The sequence below is a fragment of the Terrabacter aerolatus genome (genome assembly GCF_007991735.1).
Classification (GTDB): domain Bacteria; phylum Actinomycetota; class Actinomycetes; order Actinomycetales; family Dermatophilaceae; genus Terrabacter; species Terrabacter aerolatus.
Window position 1 is genome coordinate 37444 of the sequence record NZ_BJYX01000021.1, and the last position, 15800, is coordinate 53243.

Annotated in this window: 16 protein-coding genes; 13 read left to right on the top strand and 3 right to left on the bottom strand. The window is 68.6% G+C overall.

All coding sequences use genetic code 11. The features are described from left to right. The first annotated feature begins 7 nt into the window (after nucleotides 1-7). On the top strand, nucleotides 8-670 hold the full coding sequence (locus tag TAE01_RS16505) for a GTP cyclohydrolase II (protein ID WP_147067907.1): 663 nt from the start codon (nucleotides 8-10) through the stop codon (nucleotides 668-670). A gap of 287 nt (nucleotides 671-957) precedes the next feature. On the opposite strand, the gene TAE01_RS16510 is transcribed toward TAE01_RS16505, so the two are convergent. Beyond that, the gene (locus tag TAE01_RS16510) at nucleotides 958-2070 is read right to left on the bottom strand and encodes a tyrosine-type recombinase/integrase (RefSeq protein ID WP_147067908.1); all 1113 of its coding nucleotides are present in this window, start codon (nucleotides 2068-2070) and stop codon (nucleotides 958-960) included. Then, a complete protein-coding gene (locus TAE01_RS16515) occupies nucleotides 2070-2270 on the bottom strand; it encodes a helix-turn-helix domain-containing protein (protein WP_142219391.1) in 201 nt (66 codons plus the stop codon). Before TAE01_RS16515 ends, TAE01_RS16510 begins: the two co-directional genes overlap by 1 nt. A 409-nt stretch (nucleotides 2271-2679) precedes the next feature. On the opposite strand from TAE01_RS16515, the gene TAE01_RS16520 reads away from it, so the two are divergent. From TAE01_RS16520 to TAE01_RS16545, 6 genes are all read left to right on the top strand, one after another. Continuing rightward, on the top strand, nucleotides 2680-3576 hold the full coding sequence (locus TAE01_RS16520; protein WP_147067909.1) for a 2-keto-4-pentenoate hydratase: 897 nt from the start codon (nucleotides 2680-2682) through the stop codon (nucleotides 3574-3576). Continuing rightward, nucleotides 3573-4550, top strand: coding sequence for an acetaldehyde dehydrogenase (acetylating) (locus TAE01_RS16525; RefSeq protein WP_147067910.1), 978 nt, complete (start codon nucleotides 3573-3575; stop codon nucleotides 4548-4550). Before TAE01_RS16520 ends, TAE01_RS16525 begins: the two co-directional genes overlap by 4 nt. Before the next feature lie 44 nt (nucleotides 4551-4594). Then, nucleotides 4595-5623, top strand: coding sequence for a 4-hydroxy-2-oxovalerate aldolase (gene dmpG / locus TAE01_RS16530; RefSeq protein WP_246111410.1), 1029 nt, complete (start codon nucleotides 4595-4597; stop codon nucleotides 5621-5623). Nucleotides 5624-5786: 163 nt separating this feature from the next. Continuing rightward, nucleotides 5787-7088: a multidrug effflux MFS transporter gene (locus TAE01_RS16535; protein WP_147067912.1), complete on the top strand. Its 1302-nt coding sequence runs from the start codon at nucleotides 5787-5789 to the stop codon at nucleotides 7086-7088. A 135-nt stretch (nucleotides 7089-7223) separates the two neighbouring features. Next, nucleotides 7224-8072: an alpha/beta fold hydrolase gene (locus TAE01_RS16540; protein ID WP_147067913.1), complete on the top strand. Its 849-nt coding sequence runs from the start codon at nucleotides 7224-7226 to the stop codon at nucleotides 8070-8072. A 33-nt stretch (nucleotides 8073-8105) separates the two neighbouring features. Continuing rightward, the gene (locus TAE01_RS16545) at nucleotides 8106-9281 is read left to right on the top strand and encodes an acyl-CoA dehydrogenase family protein (RefSeq protein WP_147067914.1); all 1176 of its coding nucleotides are present in this window, start codon (nucleotides 8106-8108) and stop codon (nucleotides 9279-9281) included. A gap of 93 nt (nucleotides 9282-9374) precedes the next feature. Here TAE01_RS16545 and TAE01_RS16550 read toward each other — a convergent pair whose 3' ends face one another. Then, nucleotides 9375-10250, bottom strand: a complete 876-nt coding sequence (locus tag TAE01_RS16550; RefSeq protein WP_186815251.1) for an IclR family transcriptional regulator — start codon at nucleotides 10248-10250, stop codon at nucleotides 9375-9377. Between the two features lie 301 nt (nucleotides 10251-10551). Between TAE01_RS16550 and TAE01_RS16555 the strand changes: the two genes are divergently transcribed. The 6 genes from TAE01_RS16555 to TAE01_RS16580 all read left to right on the top strand — a co-directional run bounded on the left by TAE01_RS16555 (nucleotide 10552) and on the right by TAE01_RS16580 (nucleotide 15758). After that, on the top strand, nucleotides 10552-11544 hold the full coding sequence (locus tag TAE01_RS16555) for an ABC transporter substrate-binding protein (RefSeq protein ID WP_147067916.1): 993 nt from the start codon (nucleotides 10552-10554) through the stop codon (nucleotides 11542-11544). A 115-nt stretch (nucleotides 11545-11659) separates the two neighbouring features. Next, nucleotides 11660-12397 (top strand): ABC transporter permease, encoded by a 738-nt coding sequence (locus tag TAE01_RS16560; protein WP_222594159.1) that lies wholly within the window; start codon nucleotides 11660-11662, stop codon nucleotides 12395-12397. 1 nt (nucleotide 12398) lies between these two features. After that, nucleotides 12399-13181 carry an ABC transporter permease gene (locus TAE01_RS16565; RefSeq protein WP_147067918.1) on the top strand — a complete coding sequence of 261 codons (783 nt, stop codon included), beginning with the start codon at nucleotides 12399-12401 and terminating at the stop codon, nucleotides 13179-13181. Further along, nucleotides 13178-14032 carry an ABC transporter ATP-binding protein gene (locus tag TAE01_RS16570; protein WP_147067919.1) on the top strand — a complete coding sequence of 285 codons (855 nt, stop codon included), beginning with the start codon at nucleotides 13178-13180 and terminating at the stop codon, nucleotides 14030-14032. The genes TAE01_RS16565 and TAE01_RS16570 overlap by 4 nt, the downstream gene beginning before the upstream one ends. Next, entirely contained in the window at nucleotides 14029-14577 is a 549-nt protein-coding gene (locus TAE01_RS16575; RefSeq protein WP_147067920.1) for a GlcG/HbpS family heme-binding protein, read from the top strand. The genes TAE01_RS16570 and TAE01_RS16575 overlap by 4 nt, the downstream gene beginning before the upstream one ends. Continuing rightward, complete coding sequence (locus TAE01_RS16580) at nucleotides 14574-15758, top strand: flavin reductase (RefSeq protein WP_147067921.1); 1185 nt, start codon at nucleotides 14574-14576, stop codon at nucleotides 15756-15758. Before TAE01_RS16575 ends, TAE01_RS16580 begins: the two co-directional genes overlap by 4 nt. Nucleotides 15759-15800 lie beyond the last annotated feature (42 nt).

Sequence of the window (15800 nt, forward strand, 5' to 3'; positions counted from 1 at the left end):
ACCTCGGGTGAGCCCTGCACCGGCCCGGATCCGTGCCCACGTGCTGGTCCCGCTCGGCTTCGCCGACGGCTTCGGGACGACGGCGCGCGTCTTCACCTTCGACGGGCTCGTCGACGGCCGCGAGCACCTGGCCCTCGGCCTCGGTGACCGGGCTGCCGCCCCACGGCCCACCGACGCCCACGAGGGCCCGACGGCGACCCGGCTGCACAGCGAGTGCCTCACCGGCGACGTCTTCGGCAGCCGGCGCTGCGACTGCGGCGCGCAGCTGCGTGAGTCGGTCGAGCGGCTCGACGCCTCGGGCGGGTTCCTGCTCTACCTCCGGCAGGAGGGTCGCGGCATCGGGCTCTACCCCAAGCTCGACGCCTACGTGCTCCAGGACCGCGGGCTCGACACGTACGAGGCCAACCTCGCCCTCGGCTACGACGAGGACGAGCGCGACTACACCGTGGCCGCCCAGATGCTCGGGGCCCTCGGCGTCAGCCGCGTCGCGCTCCTCAGCAACAACCCCGACAAGGCCGAGCAGCTGCGTCGCCTCGGGGTGACGGTGGCGCATCGGGTGCCCACCGGCGTGCACCTCTCGGACTCGAACGCGCACTACCTCGCCACCAAGGCGGAGCGCGGCGCCCACACCCTCGACCTCGGGGCCGAGGGGCGGAGCGCCACGTCGTGAGGGTGCCTCCGGGTGCTCAGTGACGCCCTCCGGGATCCGTCCTGCCTGGCCCACGCCACTATGTCGGGGTAGACACTGCCCTGGTTCCGTGCGCGGCTGTGGTTGAGCATCTGGTTGGTCCCTCGGGACAGTAGGAAGCCGGAGGTCACCAACGAGTGACCTCCGGCTTCGGCTGATGTGGCCAGGGGCGGGGTCGAACCGCCGACCTTCCGATTTTCAGGGAGACGCATAGCTGCAGGTCAGCGGCCCGGTAGGCAGGGTCGTGCGATCCGGCGTGCGATACGCCATCAGAACGTCCTCGGCAGTCTGCTCGCGTCTCCGCCCTCGGCGAGCTGGGAGAGCGCGTCGGCGATCTGGGCATCCCGCCCCTCCACCGCGTGCATATAGCGCTGCGCCGCTGCGGTCGAGGAGTGGCCGAGCCGCTTCTTGAGGTCGACGAGGCTCGCGCCTGTCGCCGCCGCCAGTGACTGCCCGGTGTGGCGAAGGTCGTGGAAGGCGATCGTGAGACCTACCTGGTGCCGCGCGCGAACGAAGGCTTGATAAATGGTGTTGCCTCGAACCTGTTGTCCCGTGCGATCAGCGACGAAGTAGACAGCGCCGCTGTACTCGCGGGCGTGGTGCTCGAGGAGGGGCCGGATGTGAGGCGGGATGGTGACCGTCCGCTTGCCAGCGTCGCTCTTTGGATCCTTCTCGAACTTGCGGGGTGCTTCGAGCAGCTCGACGTAGTTGCGTCGCACTGTGACTCGGCCGGCCGCGAGGTCGACGTCGCTGACGCGGAGTGCACAGATCTCGCCGCGCCGAAGTCCGCACCACGCTGCGAGCGCCACGGCCGCTCGAAGGCGAGGGGTTGTCGCCTCGATCAGCTGCGCGACCTCGCTGGGCGTGGCGATGCCACGTTCAGCGGAGCGTTGGGCGCCTGCGCCGGGAATCTGACAGGGGTTGCGGACGATGGCGCCGTCCTGGACGGCCACATTGAGCACGGCTCGGATGAAGCGGTACGACTGGCTGATAGAGGTGCGCCCGCCGGCTCCTCGAAGTGCCTTCGCGTGCCAGGCGCGAATCACGGGGGGCGTGATCGTCGCGGTGGGCCGGTCGAGCAGGTCCTCGAGGTGGAGTCGCATGTTGCGACGGCACGTCTCAGCCCACCTTTCGCCGACCCGCGGGTTCTCCTCCAGGTAGGCCTCGCAGCACTCGCGGAGTGTTCGCTGCCCGAGCCGCGCATCCGGCTGCCAGTGGCCTCGATCCAGTTCTTGTTGCATGCGGTCGAGGAAGCGGGCCGCGTCCGCTTCAGTGCGGTAGGTCTCGGGCGCGTTGTGTCTGCTGCCGTCGGGGGTTTGAAAACTCGCGTGGAAGCGGCCCGAGGGCAGCTTGCGGACGTACCCGAACCGTCGACGGACCATCAGCCCGAGCCGGTCGGGTAGAGGTGGAGTCGTTGCACGGTGCCCTCGTTGATGAACTCCTGAAGCTCCGACTCCGGGATTCGAACGTGCCGGCCCACACGGACGAACCGAATCCGTCGCTCCGCGATGAGACGCCGCGGAAATCTGGCGGTAGTTCCGAGGACCTTGGCAGCGTCCTCAACGGTCAGCAGTCGTTCCATGCCCGCTCCCCTTCCGTGAGACCTACGGATGACGCATGGACCGGGTCACGATTCGCTGGGGGGTGGAGCCAGGCGTCACATGCGCGGAGGGTTGGGGCGACATCGAGGACGAGGGTGGAACCCAAATAGCTGACTGGCTGGACACGGGCCTTCGCCCCCGTGGACGGGCCCTCGCCCCCGTGGCTCGGTTGCGAGTTGGCGCGACCGCGGTGACCAGTGGCGAGAACCTGGACACAGCTTCAGGCACCTGCGGTGTCGCAACCTCTGGGCGGTGACCTCGTTTCAGTTGGCTGCCAGAGGCATGGCCGAGTCCCGTCACTCGAGGACGTTGTTCCACAGAGCGGACCGCCGCGATAGGAAGGCCGAGTGCGCCCGGGCACGCTGTTGGGACACCGAGGAGGAGGTCCCGATGACCGTTGACCCAGCTGCTGCGCGAGAGCACGCGGTCCAGAGCGATGGCGACACCGTCGTCGTCGAGGCCGCTGAGCGTCTCGAGCGGGCCGCACGGACTGGTGAGCCCTCTTCTCCTGTCCGTGACGTCCTCGGCTTGGAAGACGTTGACAGGGCGTATGCCGTTCAGCGGCGTATTGCTGAGCGGCGGAGCGCTGCCGGGGCCCGGGTGGTCGGCCGCAAGATCGGCCTTACATCACCGGCCGTCCAGGAGCAGCTGGGCGTCGACCAGCCCGACTTCGGCGTCCTGTTCGATGACATGGACGTGTCGGCACTGCCGGAGGTCCCGATGCGCGGGCTGCTGCAGCCGCGGGTCGAGGCGGAGGTCGCGTTCGTGCTCGGCGCCGACCTGGACGGCGCGGACCTCGACCTCGAGGTGGTCCGCGCTGCGGTCGATTACGCGGTCGCGGCCCTCGAGATCGTCGACAGCCGAGTGGCTGGCTGGGACATCCGGATCACCGACACCATCGCCGACAACGGCTCGAGCGCGCTGTTCGTGCTGGGCCGGGACCGGATGACCCTCGAGGAGCTCGAGCCGGTTTCGGTCACCATGCAGATGCACGCCGACGGGACCCTGGTCTCCGAGGGCAACGGAGCGGCCTGCCTCGGCGACCCGCTCAACGCGCTGCTCTGGCTCGCCCGCACGGCCCAGCAGCTCGGCGACCCGCTCCGGGCCGGGCACGTCGTGCTGTCAGGGGCGCTCGGGCCAATGCACGCGGTGACGCCGGGCTCGACGGTCCGCGCGGACATCACCGGCCTCGGCTCGGTGGCCGTCTCCTTCGCCCCAGCCACGACCCCGGGCGTGACCCCGGCCTCGACCCCGGCCGCGACCCCTGCCGAGAAGGACCTCTCATGACGAAGACGAAGGTGGCCATCATCGGCCCCGGCAACATCGGTACCGACCTGATGTTCAAGGTGATGCGGCTGTCCACGACGTTGGAGGTGGCGGCGATGGTCGGGATCGACCCGACCTCCGACGGGCTGCGCCGAGCGGCGAGCATGGGCATCGCGACGACCCACGAGGGCGTCGACGGGCTCATCGCCCTCGACGGCTTCGACCAGATCGACATCGTCTTCGACGCGACGTCCGCGAAGGCCCACGTGGCCAACGCGGCCAAGCTGGCCGCATACGGCAAGAAGCTCATCGACCTCACCCCGGCGGCGATCGGCCCGTACGTCGTGCCTCCGGTCAACCTCGACCGCTACCTCGAGGACGACGGTCCCGGGGTCGAGAACGTCAACATGGTCACCTGTGGCGGTCAGGCCACGATCCCGATCGTGGCGGCGATCTCGCGGGTGACGACCGTGCCGTACGCCGAGATCGTGGCCTCGATCGCGTCGAAGTCGGCGGGACCGGGCACGCGCGCCAACATCGACGAGTTCACCGAGACGACTACCGCCGGCATCGAGAAGGTCGGCGGGGCGCTGCGCGGCAAGGCCATCATCATCCTCAACCCCGCCGAGCCGCCCCTCATCATGCGCGACACGGTGTTCGCCCTGATCGGCGAGTCCGACGAGCAGACGCACGAGGCGATCCGGGCCTCGATCGACGAGATGGTCGCGAAGGTGCAGGAGTACGTGCCCGGCTACCGCCTCAAGCAGCAGGTGCAGTTCACACCCATCGCCCCCGACGAGCCGGTGAGCACCCTGCTGCCCAAGGGCGCCCCCGCGGTGACGACGAAGGTCAGCGTCTTCCTCGAGGTCGAGGGCATGGCGATGTACCTGCCCGCGTATGCCGGCAACCTCGACATCATGACCTCCGCAGCGATGCGCGTGGCCGAGAGCGTCGCCGAACGGGTCCGCTCACGGGCCGCGGGGGTGACCGCATGAGCACGACGGCCAACACCCGCGCCACTACCTCAGGAGATCTTCGCGTGACCGAGCCGCAGACCGAGAGCCCGCTGCTCTACATCCAGGACGTCACCCTGCGCGACGGGATGCACGCCGTCCGGCACCGGATCAGCCCCACGGACGTGGGCCGGATCGTCGCCGCCCTCGACGCCGCCGGGGTCGATGCCATCGAGGTCGCGCACGGCGACGGGCTCGCCGGAGGCAGCCTCAACTACGGGCCCGGCTCGCACAGCGACTGGGCCTGGATCGAGGCGGCCGCCGAGAACATCTCGCAGGCCACACTGACGACCCTGCTGCTGCCCGGCATCGGCACCATCACCGAGCTGGAGGACGCATACTCCCTCGGTGTCCGGTCGGTGCGCGTGGCCACGCACTGCACCGAGGCGGACGTCTCGGCCCAGCACATCAGCAAGGCCCGCGAGCTCGGCATGGACGTCTCCGGCTTCCTCATGATGAGCCACATGAGCAGCGCCCCCGAACTCGCCGCACAGGCCAGGCTCATGGAGTCCTACGGCGCCAACTGCGTCTACGTCACCGACTCTGGGGGCCGCCTGACGATGGACGGCGTGCGCGAGCGCGTCCGGGCCTACCGCGAGGTGCTCGACCCCGACACCCAGATCGGCATCCACGCCCACCAGAACCTCTCGCTCGCCGTCGCCAACTCCGTGGTCGCCGTCGAGGAGGGCGTCGTGCGCGTCGACGCCTCGCTCGCCGGACACGGCGCGGGAGCCGGCAACTGCCCTATCGAGCCGTTCGTGGCCGTCGCCAACCTCAACGAGTGGAAGCACCGCTGCGACCTCTTCGCCCTGCAGGACGCCGCCGACGACCTCGTCCGGCCCCTGCAGGACCGGCCCGTCCAGGTCGACCGGGAGACGCTGACCCTCGGCTACGCGGGGGTCTACTCCAGCTTCCTGCGCCACGCCGAGGCTGCCTCGCAGCGCTACGACATCGACGTGCGCTCGATCCTGCTCGAGGTCGGCCGTCGCAAGCTCGTCGGCGGCCAGGAGGACATGATCGTCGACATCGCCCTGGACCTGATGGCTACCCGCTAGGGGGCTCGTCGATCGCGGCAGCTCCTGAAGTGCCAAGTGGCCGCAAGCTCGGCCTCGGGCGCCCGGCGTCCATCGAACTCCGATCGTGTCGGCTCCCCGCCCGATCTGGGTCGAGCGCGAACACGAAGGATGACAACAAGGGTGACCATGAGACGCGCCGGGGATGAACGTGGCAAGTGAAACCCGGGCCCCCTACGGCGCCACGACAACTTCTCGCGGCCCAGACTCGGCCACGTTGCCCCCCGTTCCAGGCGGCGCTCGCGCGGTTCTGCTCGCCTCATTGGCGCTCCTGTCGATGATCTCTCCATTCGCGACGGACATGTACCTCCCGTCCTTCCCGCGCATCGCCCACGACCTGTCGACATCGCCCTCGGGAGTCCAGCTCACCCTCACGACGTTCCTCGTCGGCGTGGCTTTCGGCCAGCTCTTCTTCGGCCCGTTGTCGGACCGTCGTGGGCGCAAGCGACCGCTGGTCGCGGGTTCCCTGGTCTGCGTCGGCGCCTCGCTCATCGCGGTGTACGCACCGACCATCGAGGTACTGCTCGGTGCCCGCTTCTTCCAGGGACTCGGGGGCGCCGCCGGGATCGTGATCGCGCGCGCCATCGTCGCCGACCTTTTTCGCGGCGCCGAGGCGGCGAGCATCTTCAGCGTGCTCGCGGTCCTCGGCGGGCTAGGTCCCATCGTCGCCCCGGTCGCCGGGGGGTTGCTTGCCGGTCCGATTGGGTGGCGAGGGGTGCTGGGGGTACTCGCGGTCCTGACCGTCGTCATGAGCCTCGTCGCCGTGTTCATCATCCGAGAGACCGCCCCGATTCGACGTCCCGGCCCTGACTTGTTGGCTGCTTCACCCGGTGAGCAGCCCGCGCCAACCGCAAGGCCCACTCACCTCTGGACGGTATTGCGCCGTCCTGGCTTCACGGCCTACGCCCTCGTTAAGACATTCAGCTTCGCGGCTCTCATGGGCTACATCTCAGCCTCATCCTTCATCTACCAGGACTACCTCGGCTTCGGCGCGCTCACCGGATCGGCCCTGTTCGCGCTGAACTCGCTGGCAATGATCGGTGCCAACGCTGTCAACGCCCGCCTCGTGCGTAGCCGAGGGCCAGTCAAGATGCTGCATGCGGGACTCGTTCTGCTTACATCCGCGGTCGTCACCCTGTCGCTCGTTGTCGGGCTGGCGGGGCCACCGCGGGCTCTCGTGCCCGTCCTCACGCTCTTGGTCGGGAGCATGGGCCTCATCTTCGGCAACTCGATCGGGCTCGCGATCAGCAACGCCCGCGATGCCGCCGGATCGGGCTCTGCCATCATCGGCTTTGGCCAGTTCGTCGCCGGCGCAACCGTCGCGCCGCTCGTAGGTCTCGGGGGCCGGGCCAACCCAATACCCATGACCGTTCTCCTTGCTGCCGCCACCGGCGCGACGTGGGTGTGCGCAGCCGTGGCGAAACGCGCCAGCGGGCCTCACGAGTAGGGGCGATGTCGCACGGCCACGCGTTCCAAGAGGTGGCACGGCTGGCTCGGCAACCAAGGGCCCCTGCGCGATGCTGCTTGGCAACGCCGGTGTCGAACCTGACGCCGGCCCGACACCGCAACGAGGAGTTGGCCGATGACCACGACGACTGTGGAACTGACCGAGCAGAGCACCAGCCGCACGGTCGAGACGCCCAGCGGCATGATCCACTACAACGAGGCCGGAGACGGGCACCCGCTGCTCATGCTCCACGGCAGTGGTCCCGGCGCCACCGGCTGGAGCAACTTCGGGCCCAACCTCAAGGCGCTGAGCAGGCAATTTCGGGTCATCGCAGCGGACATGCCCGGCTGGGGCAAGTCCTCACCCGTCACCTACGAGCGCCGCGACCACGTCGCTGCAGTGCGAGACCTGCTTGACGCGCTTGGCATCGATAAGGCGGCCATCGTCGGCAACTCGATGGGCGGCGCGACGACTTTGAAGTTCTCGGCGGTCCACCCTGAGCGGGTGTCCCACCTGGTCACTATGGGAGCCGGCGCAGGCGGAGCTCGCCTGTTCTCCCCGAGCGACGGTCCCTCCGAGGGCCTGAAGATCCTCAACCAGGGCTACCTCGAGCCGTCGATCGAGGTCATGGCCAAGCTTGTCGACATCATGACCTTCGACAGCGGTAGCAAGAGCGACGCACTGGCCAAGCAGCGCTACGAGAACGCGACGGCCAACCGCGAGCACCTAAAGAACTTCGCCGCGGGAATCGGCAAGCCCCGCCGAGGAACAGCCACCGACGAGGAACTGGCCAGCATCGCGGCCCCGGCCCTCATCGTCCACGGCCGCGACGACAGGGTCGTCGGCTACGAGCACAGCCTCAAGCTCGTAACAGTCATCCAGAACGCACGGCTCGTGCTGTTCAACCGTTGTGGCCACTGGGCCCAGCTCGAGCATGCCGACGAGTTCAACCGGCTCGTGGCCGACTTCGTGGCCAACAACTGACCGGACGACACCCACGAGAAGGGCAACACAGCGATGAACACCGTGCTCGACCGCGTCGAGGAGCTGGCTGTCTTCCTGCAGGAGCAGGCGGAGGAGGCTGACGACCTGGGTCGCCTGCCCGACGAGACGCGCAAGCGCCTGGAGGACACCGGGGTGGTTCGCATGCTGCAGCCCAAGGACTTCGGCGGCCTTGAGAGCTCGCCGGTCGAGTTCTTCGAGACGGTCCTGGCCATCGGTTCCCGCCACGGGTCCTCGGGCTGGGTCGCCGGTGTCGTCGGGGTGCACCCGTTCGAGCTCGCTGTCGGCACGCGGCAGATGCAGCAGGAGATCTGGGGCGAGGACCCCGACACCTGGGTGGCGTCGCCCTACGCACCCTTCGGCCGCGCTCGTCCCGTTGAAGGGGGCTACCTGTTCAGCGGACGCTGGCCGTTCTCCTCCGGCACGGACCTGTGCGACTGGGTCGTGCTGGGCGGCATGGTCACCGACCAGCAGGGCGAGGTCACCGAGCCCAACCCGGTCAGGCACTTCATCTTGCCGCGCTCCGACTACGAGATCGTCCAGGACTCCTGGCAGGTCGTCGGCCTCCGAGGTACGGGCAGCAAGGACGTCATCATCAAGGACGCCTTCGTGCCCGCACACAGGGTCATCGATCCCGCCGACCTCGAGACCGGGGCAGCGGCTGAACGTGCCGGGCGGGGAGATACGGCCCTCTATCGGATGCCGTTCCACACGATGTTCAGCGGAACCATCGCCTGCGCGACCCTCGCCCTAACGGAGGGCGCGTTGGCGGCCTTCGTCTCGCACAGCCGTTCCCGGGTGAGCCGTGCCGGGCACCAGGTCAGCCAGGACCCGCACCAGCTGGCCGCGCTCGGGGGGGCGGCTGCAGACATCCAGGCGAGCCGGGTGCAGTTCCTCTCCGACATCGAGAGACTCTGGAACCTCGCCCAGCGCCACGAGCCGATCGACGTGGCGGTGAGGGCAGAGATTCGCAGGAACCAGGTGCGGGCCGTCCGGCGCGCCGTGGACGCCGTGGACCGCATCGTGGCTCACGCGGGTGGTCACGCCATGCGCTTGGACAACCCGATCCAGCGGTTCTGGCGCGACGCGCACACCGGGTTGGCCCACGCCTCCAACGTGGCCGACCCCGTCTATGCGGTTTACGGGCTCAACCTGTACGGGCACGACCTGCCGCCGGGCACCCGCCTCTGAAGGATGTCGGTCGGTGACCGCGAAGGGCTGGTCCGAACCCTGAGGCTCGGACCAGCCCTTCGTCTGTCTCGGTGGCTGGCAGGGCCCGAAGGTTCAGGACACCTCGGACATGTTCATCGCGTAGGCCTTGCTCACGGCGCTCGCGGCCTGTCGCACGTGCGACTCGATGCGCGGCCAGCTCGTCCCGTGTGGAGGACCGGAGGCGGAGATGGCTGCAATCACGCGTCCCTCGACAATGACGGGAGCGGCGACACACGAGAGTCCCAAGGTGCCCTCCTCGCGGTCATAGGCCACCCCGGACTCGCGGACCCGACGGAGTTCCCGAACGAACCGGCCGGGCTCGGTGATGGAGTTGCGGGTGCGCCGGGGGAGTCCGGCCTCCACGACCTGACGCACAATGGCGACGCTGCTGAAAGCCAGCATCGCCTTGCCGAGGCCGGTGCACGAGGCAGGCAGCCGCGCGCCCGGCACGGTGACCACGCGCGCCGGATTGCCTGCGTGAACCTTCTCCACGTACACGACATCCGCGCCCTCGAGGATGGCTAGGTGTGCGGTGAGGCCCGTGTGCACATGCAGTTCGCTGAGTGCGTGGATGGCTACGTCTCGCAGGCCATTAGGGCGACAGAAACCGACTCGGCTGCCCAGTTCGAAGAGCGAAAGTCCCAAGCGGTACTTGGCGCCTGACCGGGCCACGAAGCCGGCACGCTCCAAGTCGCCGAGCAGTCTGAAGGCTGTGGATTTCGGCATACCTGCCCGTCGCGCCAGCTCGCTGACTCCGAGCTCAGGAACCGTGCCCCTGAAAGCCGCCAGCAGCTCGAGCGCCTTGCCGACCGACGTCATCTGCCGGTCCTCGGGTTCGGGGCACAGGCTGACCGGGAACTCCGGGGGCGGAGCCGCATGGAGGTGCGGATGGGGTATCGCACCGGCACCCTCACGTGCGGCAGACGAGTTGTTGACGGGCCTGGTCATCGGCTCTCCTTCGCCATGCCACCTCGGCATTGAGTGGCTGAGCCGAATATCCCAGATGTGCGGCTGCATGGGACAGATATTCCGTTATGTGGAACGGCGCTGAAGGCCGGCGGCTATTCCGCAGAGTGAGCGGATGCGTCATCGGGGCATCGACAGCGTGCCAACCTCATGTTCCGAGGGGCGGCACGAGGAGTACCCACCTTCGCCACGGGCGTGGGAATCATGGCCGTGGCGAGGTCGCCGACCTGCCGACGTCAACGGGGACGGACGGGATCCGCTGGATCCCGAGTAAGGAACGAACATGGTCACATCACGCAGAGCCAGCCGGACGGTCGTCGTCCTGGCTGCGATCGCCTCCGTCGGCCTGGCAAGCGCCTGTGGTTCAGATTCGCAGGCCGCCCAGGGGACTGGGGGAGTAGAGAAGCCGGACATCTCCGTCGCGGTGTTCCCCAGCTTCAACGCACTGGGCGCCGAGGCGGCCAACGCCGATGGGATGTTCAAGTCGGCCGGGCTGAACGTGTCGCTGACCAAGGTGGCCACCCCTGCCGAGGGTATGCCGCAGTTGCTCGGTGGGAAGGTCCAGTTCGCCCTCATGGACATGACCGTCCCGGCGGTCGCGAAGAGCAAGGGCGTGCCCCTTGTGCTCGTGGCCCCGGGCGCCAAGGGAACGCCCCCGAAGGACGGATTCGGAGTGGGCAACCTCTGGGTCCGTGCAGGCAGCCCGATCAAGACCATGAAGGACGTCCAGAACGCAACGTTCGGCATCCCGCAGATCAACAGCCAGATCTGGGTGGATATCCGGTCGGCCGTCGACGAGGCCGGAGGCGACTCGTCCAAGATCAAGTTCGTCGAGGTGCCCAACACCCTGTCTGCCTTGAAGGCTGGGAACGTGGACGTCACCACGACGTCCGAGCCTGCCGGGACGGCAGCCCTCAAGGACACCTCGATTCAGCGACTGGCTGGGTACACCGCAGCTGGCGGGGACCTCGCCTACGCGTATGTGACCACGCAAGAGTTCGCCAAGCAGAACCCGAACACCGTCAAGGCGTTCGAGCAGGCGATCCTCAAGGCCAACTCGGAGGTCAACGCGGACCAGGCCAAGCGTGTGCAGGTCGCATCGACCTACGTGAAGGCGCCGAAGGAGCTGCTCGAGAAGGCCCACTTCCCGGAGTTCGGGACGGAACCCATCAGCTCGACGTCCGTGCAGACAGCCCTGGACCGGCTGATGAAGTACGGCCTCCTGGATCAGGCCAAGGCGCCGAAGGCCGCCGAGCTTCTTCCGGCCAGCCAGTAGCCCGAAGTGTCCATGTCGCGGCAGCCGAGGGCTGCCGCGACATGGAAAGGAGGAGCTTGCAATGACACGACCTGAAGCCAAGGGCTCGAGGACTCGCGCCCGGCTGGCTAGGCAAGTGGCGGCCATCGTCCTGGCGATCGGCGTGTGGCACCTGTTCGCGATCGGCCCGGGTCGGGCAGCGGATGTGCCCACCCCAGGTGCCACCTTGAGGACCGGTCTGGAGATGGCTCGGACTGCTGACTACTGGACCGCGATCGGCAACACCCTGCTCACGGCGAACCTCGGCCTCCTGCTCTCCGTTGTGGTCGGCGTGCCGCTCGGCCTCTTCAACGGAGCCAGCCGAAAGGTGGCCCTCAGCTCCCAGTTCGTCGTCGACTTCGGTCGCACGATCCCCGGAGTGGCCATCCTGCCGTTGGTCTTGCTGCTCTTCGGTGGCACCCGCGTGATGGCTCTCATCCTCGTGATGTTCGGCGCCGTCTGGCCGATGCTGGTGCAGGCCACCTACGCGGTGCAGCAGGTGCCGCCGCAATTGCGACAGGTGGGCGAAGCGTTCCATCTCACGCTCAGGGACCGGATCCGCACGGTATACCTGCCGAGCGCCATGCCTTTCCTGACCACCGGGCTGAGAATCGCCGCGACGATCAGCCTGCTGCTGGCGATCTCGGCCGAGTTCCTCGGCGGCACGGACGGCATCGGGCGCAACCTCTTCAACGCCCTGACGGTCAACAACCCCGACGAGATGTTCGTGTATGCCTTCACGGCGTCCCTGCTCGGGGTCGCGCTCAACCTCGTCCTCCTCGCCGCACAGCGTCGGATCCTGTGGTGGCACCCGTCGCAGCGAGAGAGAGGCTGACATGAAGTCACTGCGCTCCAAGGTCCTGTGGGAGATCTGGCTCCCGGTGCTGCTCCTCGTCATCTGGTGGTTCGCCAGCGCGAACAGCTCGTCGTTCTACTTCCCGCCGCTCGCCACGATCCTCAGCGAGTTCAAGGCGCTCTGGATCTTCCAGAACGTCCCCACGGAGATCATGCCGAGTGTGGCCCGGCTCGCCGCCGGCTTCGCCATCGCGATCGTCGGCGGCGGCGCCCTGGGCCTCCTGCTCGGCTCGGTTCGCGCGGTCGAAGAGGCGGTCCGACCGATCATCGAGTTCCTCCGGGCCACTCCGGGCGTCGCCATGCTGCCGATCATGATGCTGCTGCTCGGAATCGGGACCCCGATGAAGATCGCCATCATCGCGCTGGTCAGCGCATGGCCTGTCCTGCTCAACACCATCGACGGCGTCCGCTCCGTCGAGCCCGTCCTCCGGGACGTCTCGAAGAGCTACCGGCTCTCGTCCTGGGACCGGATCCGCTACATCATCCTCCCCACGGCGATGCCTCAGGTCTTCGCCGGTGCTCGGACGGCCTTGGCGATCGGCGTTGTCGCGATGGTGATCTCGGAGATGGTCGGCACCCCGGGCGGCATCGGCTACTTCATCCTCAACTCGCAACGCGAGTTCAACATCCCCGCGATGTGGACGGGCATCGTCGCCCTAGGCATCGTCGGTTACCTGCTCAACAAGCTCTTCGGCCTCGTGGAGAACCGGGTCCTGAGCTGGCACAAGGGCATGATGGCCCACCACGAAGGAGGCGGCTCATGAACGAGACCGATGACCGGACAGCAGCAAACAGCACCGTCCTCGAGGTGACCGGCCTCGGTCACTCGTACGGGAAGCACACGGTCCTGCAGGGACTCGACTTCACCGTCGCCAAGGGTGAGTTCCTCTGCATCGTCGGGCCCTCGGGCGCAGGCAAGACGACCTTGCTCCAGTGCCTGACCGGCCTGCGCAAGCCGACGGAGGGCCTGGTCGTCTTCGAGGGCGAGGCGGTGCGCGACACCCCACGCGGCATGGCCGTCGTCTTCCAGGACTACAGCCGTTCCCTCATGCCCTGGCTGCGTGTCATCGACAACGTCGCCCTACCGCTTCGCTCGGCCGGCGTCCCGAAGGGTGAGCGGCTCGATCAGGCACGCGCGGCGCTGGCCGAAGTCGGGCTCGCCGACTCCACCCACGCGTACCCGTGGCAGCTCTCGGGAGGCATGCAGCAGCGCGTCGCCATCGCACGTGCGCTCGCCTTCCGGCCCCATGCCATCGTCATGGACGAGCCGTTCGCCTCGGTCGACGCCCAGACGCGTGCCGACCTGGAGGATCTCGTCATCCGGCTCAAGGAGCGCCTCGGTATCACCGTGGTCCTCGTCACCCACGACATCGACGAGGCCGTCTACCTGGCCGACACCGTCCTGGTCCTGTCGGGCAAGCCGGCCAGCGTCGCGGCGCTCATCCCGGTCGACCTGCCCGCGCCCCGGGACCAGCTCGCCACCAAAGCGCTGCCCGCCTTCGCCGAGCTGCGCAGCCGGGTCTACACGCTGATCCGTACGCCCGCCGCCGCGGCTGCCGAGCCGCCGGCCGACGAGAGCGAGGTGGCGCCGGTCAGCGCAGGCGCAGGGGCGTGACGGACTCCCACGAGCATGTGCTGACTGCCGCCGGGGCCGAAGCCCTCGTGCGCTCGGTGCTGGAGTCGGCTGCGCAGCTCCGGTTGCGAGTCAGCGTCGCCGTCGTCGACGAGCGCGGCTTCGACCTCGTCGTCGTGCGCGGCGATGGGGCGAGCTGGTTCACCCCCGACGTGGCCCGCACCAAGGCGCGGACAGCGGCAGCCTTCGCCCGCCCCTCGGAAAGCCTCCTCGAGCTGCGCGCGGACCATCCGGACCTGTTCGTGCTGCTCGGCGAGGGGCTGCCGTTCAGTCCCACGCCCCTGCCGGGCGGCCTGCCCGTACGGCAGGGCGACCGGCTCGTCGGAGGACTGGGGGTCAGCGGCGCCAGCCCGGACCAGGACGTCGAGCTCGCGGTTGTCGCTTTGTCGGCTCTGCACTCCCCGAGGGAGGCCCCCGACAAACGTCCCGCCCGCCGGGACAGCAGCCTAGGGAGGGCCCGCCCGGCCGACGAGACTGAGGCGCGGGCCCCCAGAAGGGGGTCCGACCACACGAGGAGGCACCGATGACCCAGCTCGACACGACGGTGGCTGTAGGTGACGAGGACATCGACCCAGCACTTTTCCGCGAGACCCTCGGGCACTACCCGACAGGCGTGGCCGTGGTCACCGGGATCGCCGAGGACGGCACGCCGGCAGGCATGGTCGTCGGCTCGTTCACCTCGGTCTCGCTGGACCCGCCCCTCGTGGCGTTCCTGCCGACGCGCGAGTCGGGCAGCTTCGCTCGACTGCGTACGGGAAAGACATTCTGCGTCAACGTTCTTGCCTCGGACCAGGAGCAGACCTGTCGCCGGTTCGCGTCGCGCGCAGAGGACAAGTTCGAGGACGTCGCATGGACGCCCGCCCCAGGCGGGGCGCCCATCCTGGATGGAGCGGTCTCGTGGATCGAGTGCACCTACCAGGACGTCCTCGAGGGCGGGGACCACTACATCGTCGTCGGTCGCGTCCGCCACCTCTCGGTGGCCAGGCCGTCGCTGCCGCTGCTCTTCTTCCAGGGGGGCTACGGGCGCTTCGCCCCGCCGTCGCTCGTCGCGCCGTCGCACCCCGATCTCATCCACGCGGTGAGGCTGGCAGAGCTGGCGCGGCACGACATCGAACAGCTGAGCGCGGCCCACGGTGTCGACTGCGCGGTGCTCGCCAAGGTGGGAGGCGACGTCGTGTTCGTCCTCACCTCGAACCAGTCGGAGGAACGGACCACGCCCTCCGTCGGGCATCGCGTGCCGCTCATCCCGCCGCTCGGTTCCGTGTTCCTGCGTGACGCGTCGGAAGGGGAGGTGCAGGAGTGGCTCGCCCGCGCGCCGGGACAGGGGGTCGCCACCGTCGAGACGTTCCGACGAAACCTCGACCGGGTCCGCGAGCGCGGCTTCTCGCTGTCGCTCATGCCGGACCCGTCGGTCGACCGCATCTCGTTGATGTCGGACTACTCCTCGACGGATCGACTGCCGAAGCACGAGCGGCTGATGAAGCAGATGATCGCCGACACGGCAGCCCTCTACGAGCCGGACCTCGACCCGGACGAGACCTACCACCTGCACTCGATCGTCGTGCCGGTCCCGGGGCCGGACGACACGCCACCCATCGCCATGCGGATGTCCGGGCTCCCGGCCGGCGCCACGACCGGTCAGGTGCAGGAGTGGGTCGAGGCGCTGTCCCGGGCCGCGGCCGCGGCGGCCGCGAGGCTGTGCCGGTGACATCGACCGTCGACCGTCGACGGTATTCCGCCATCTGGCACG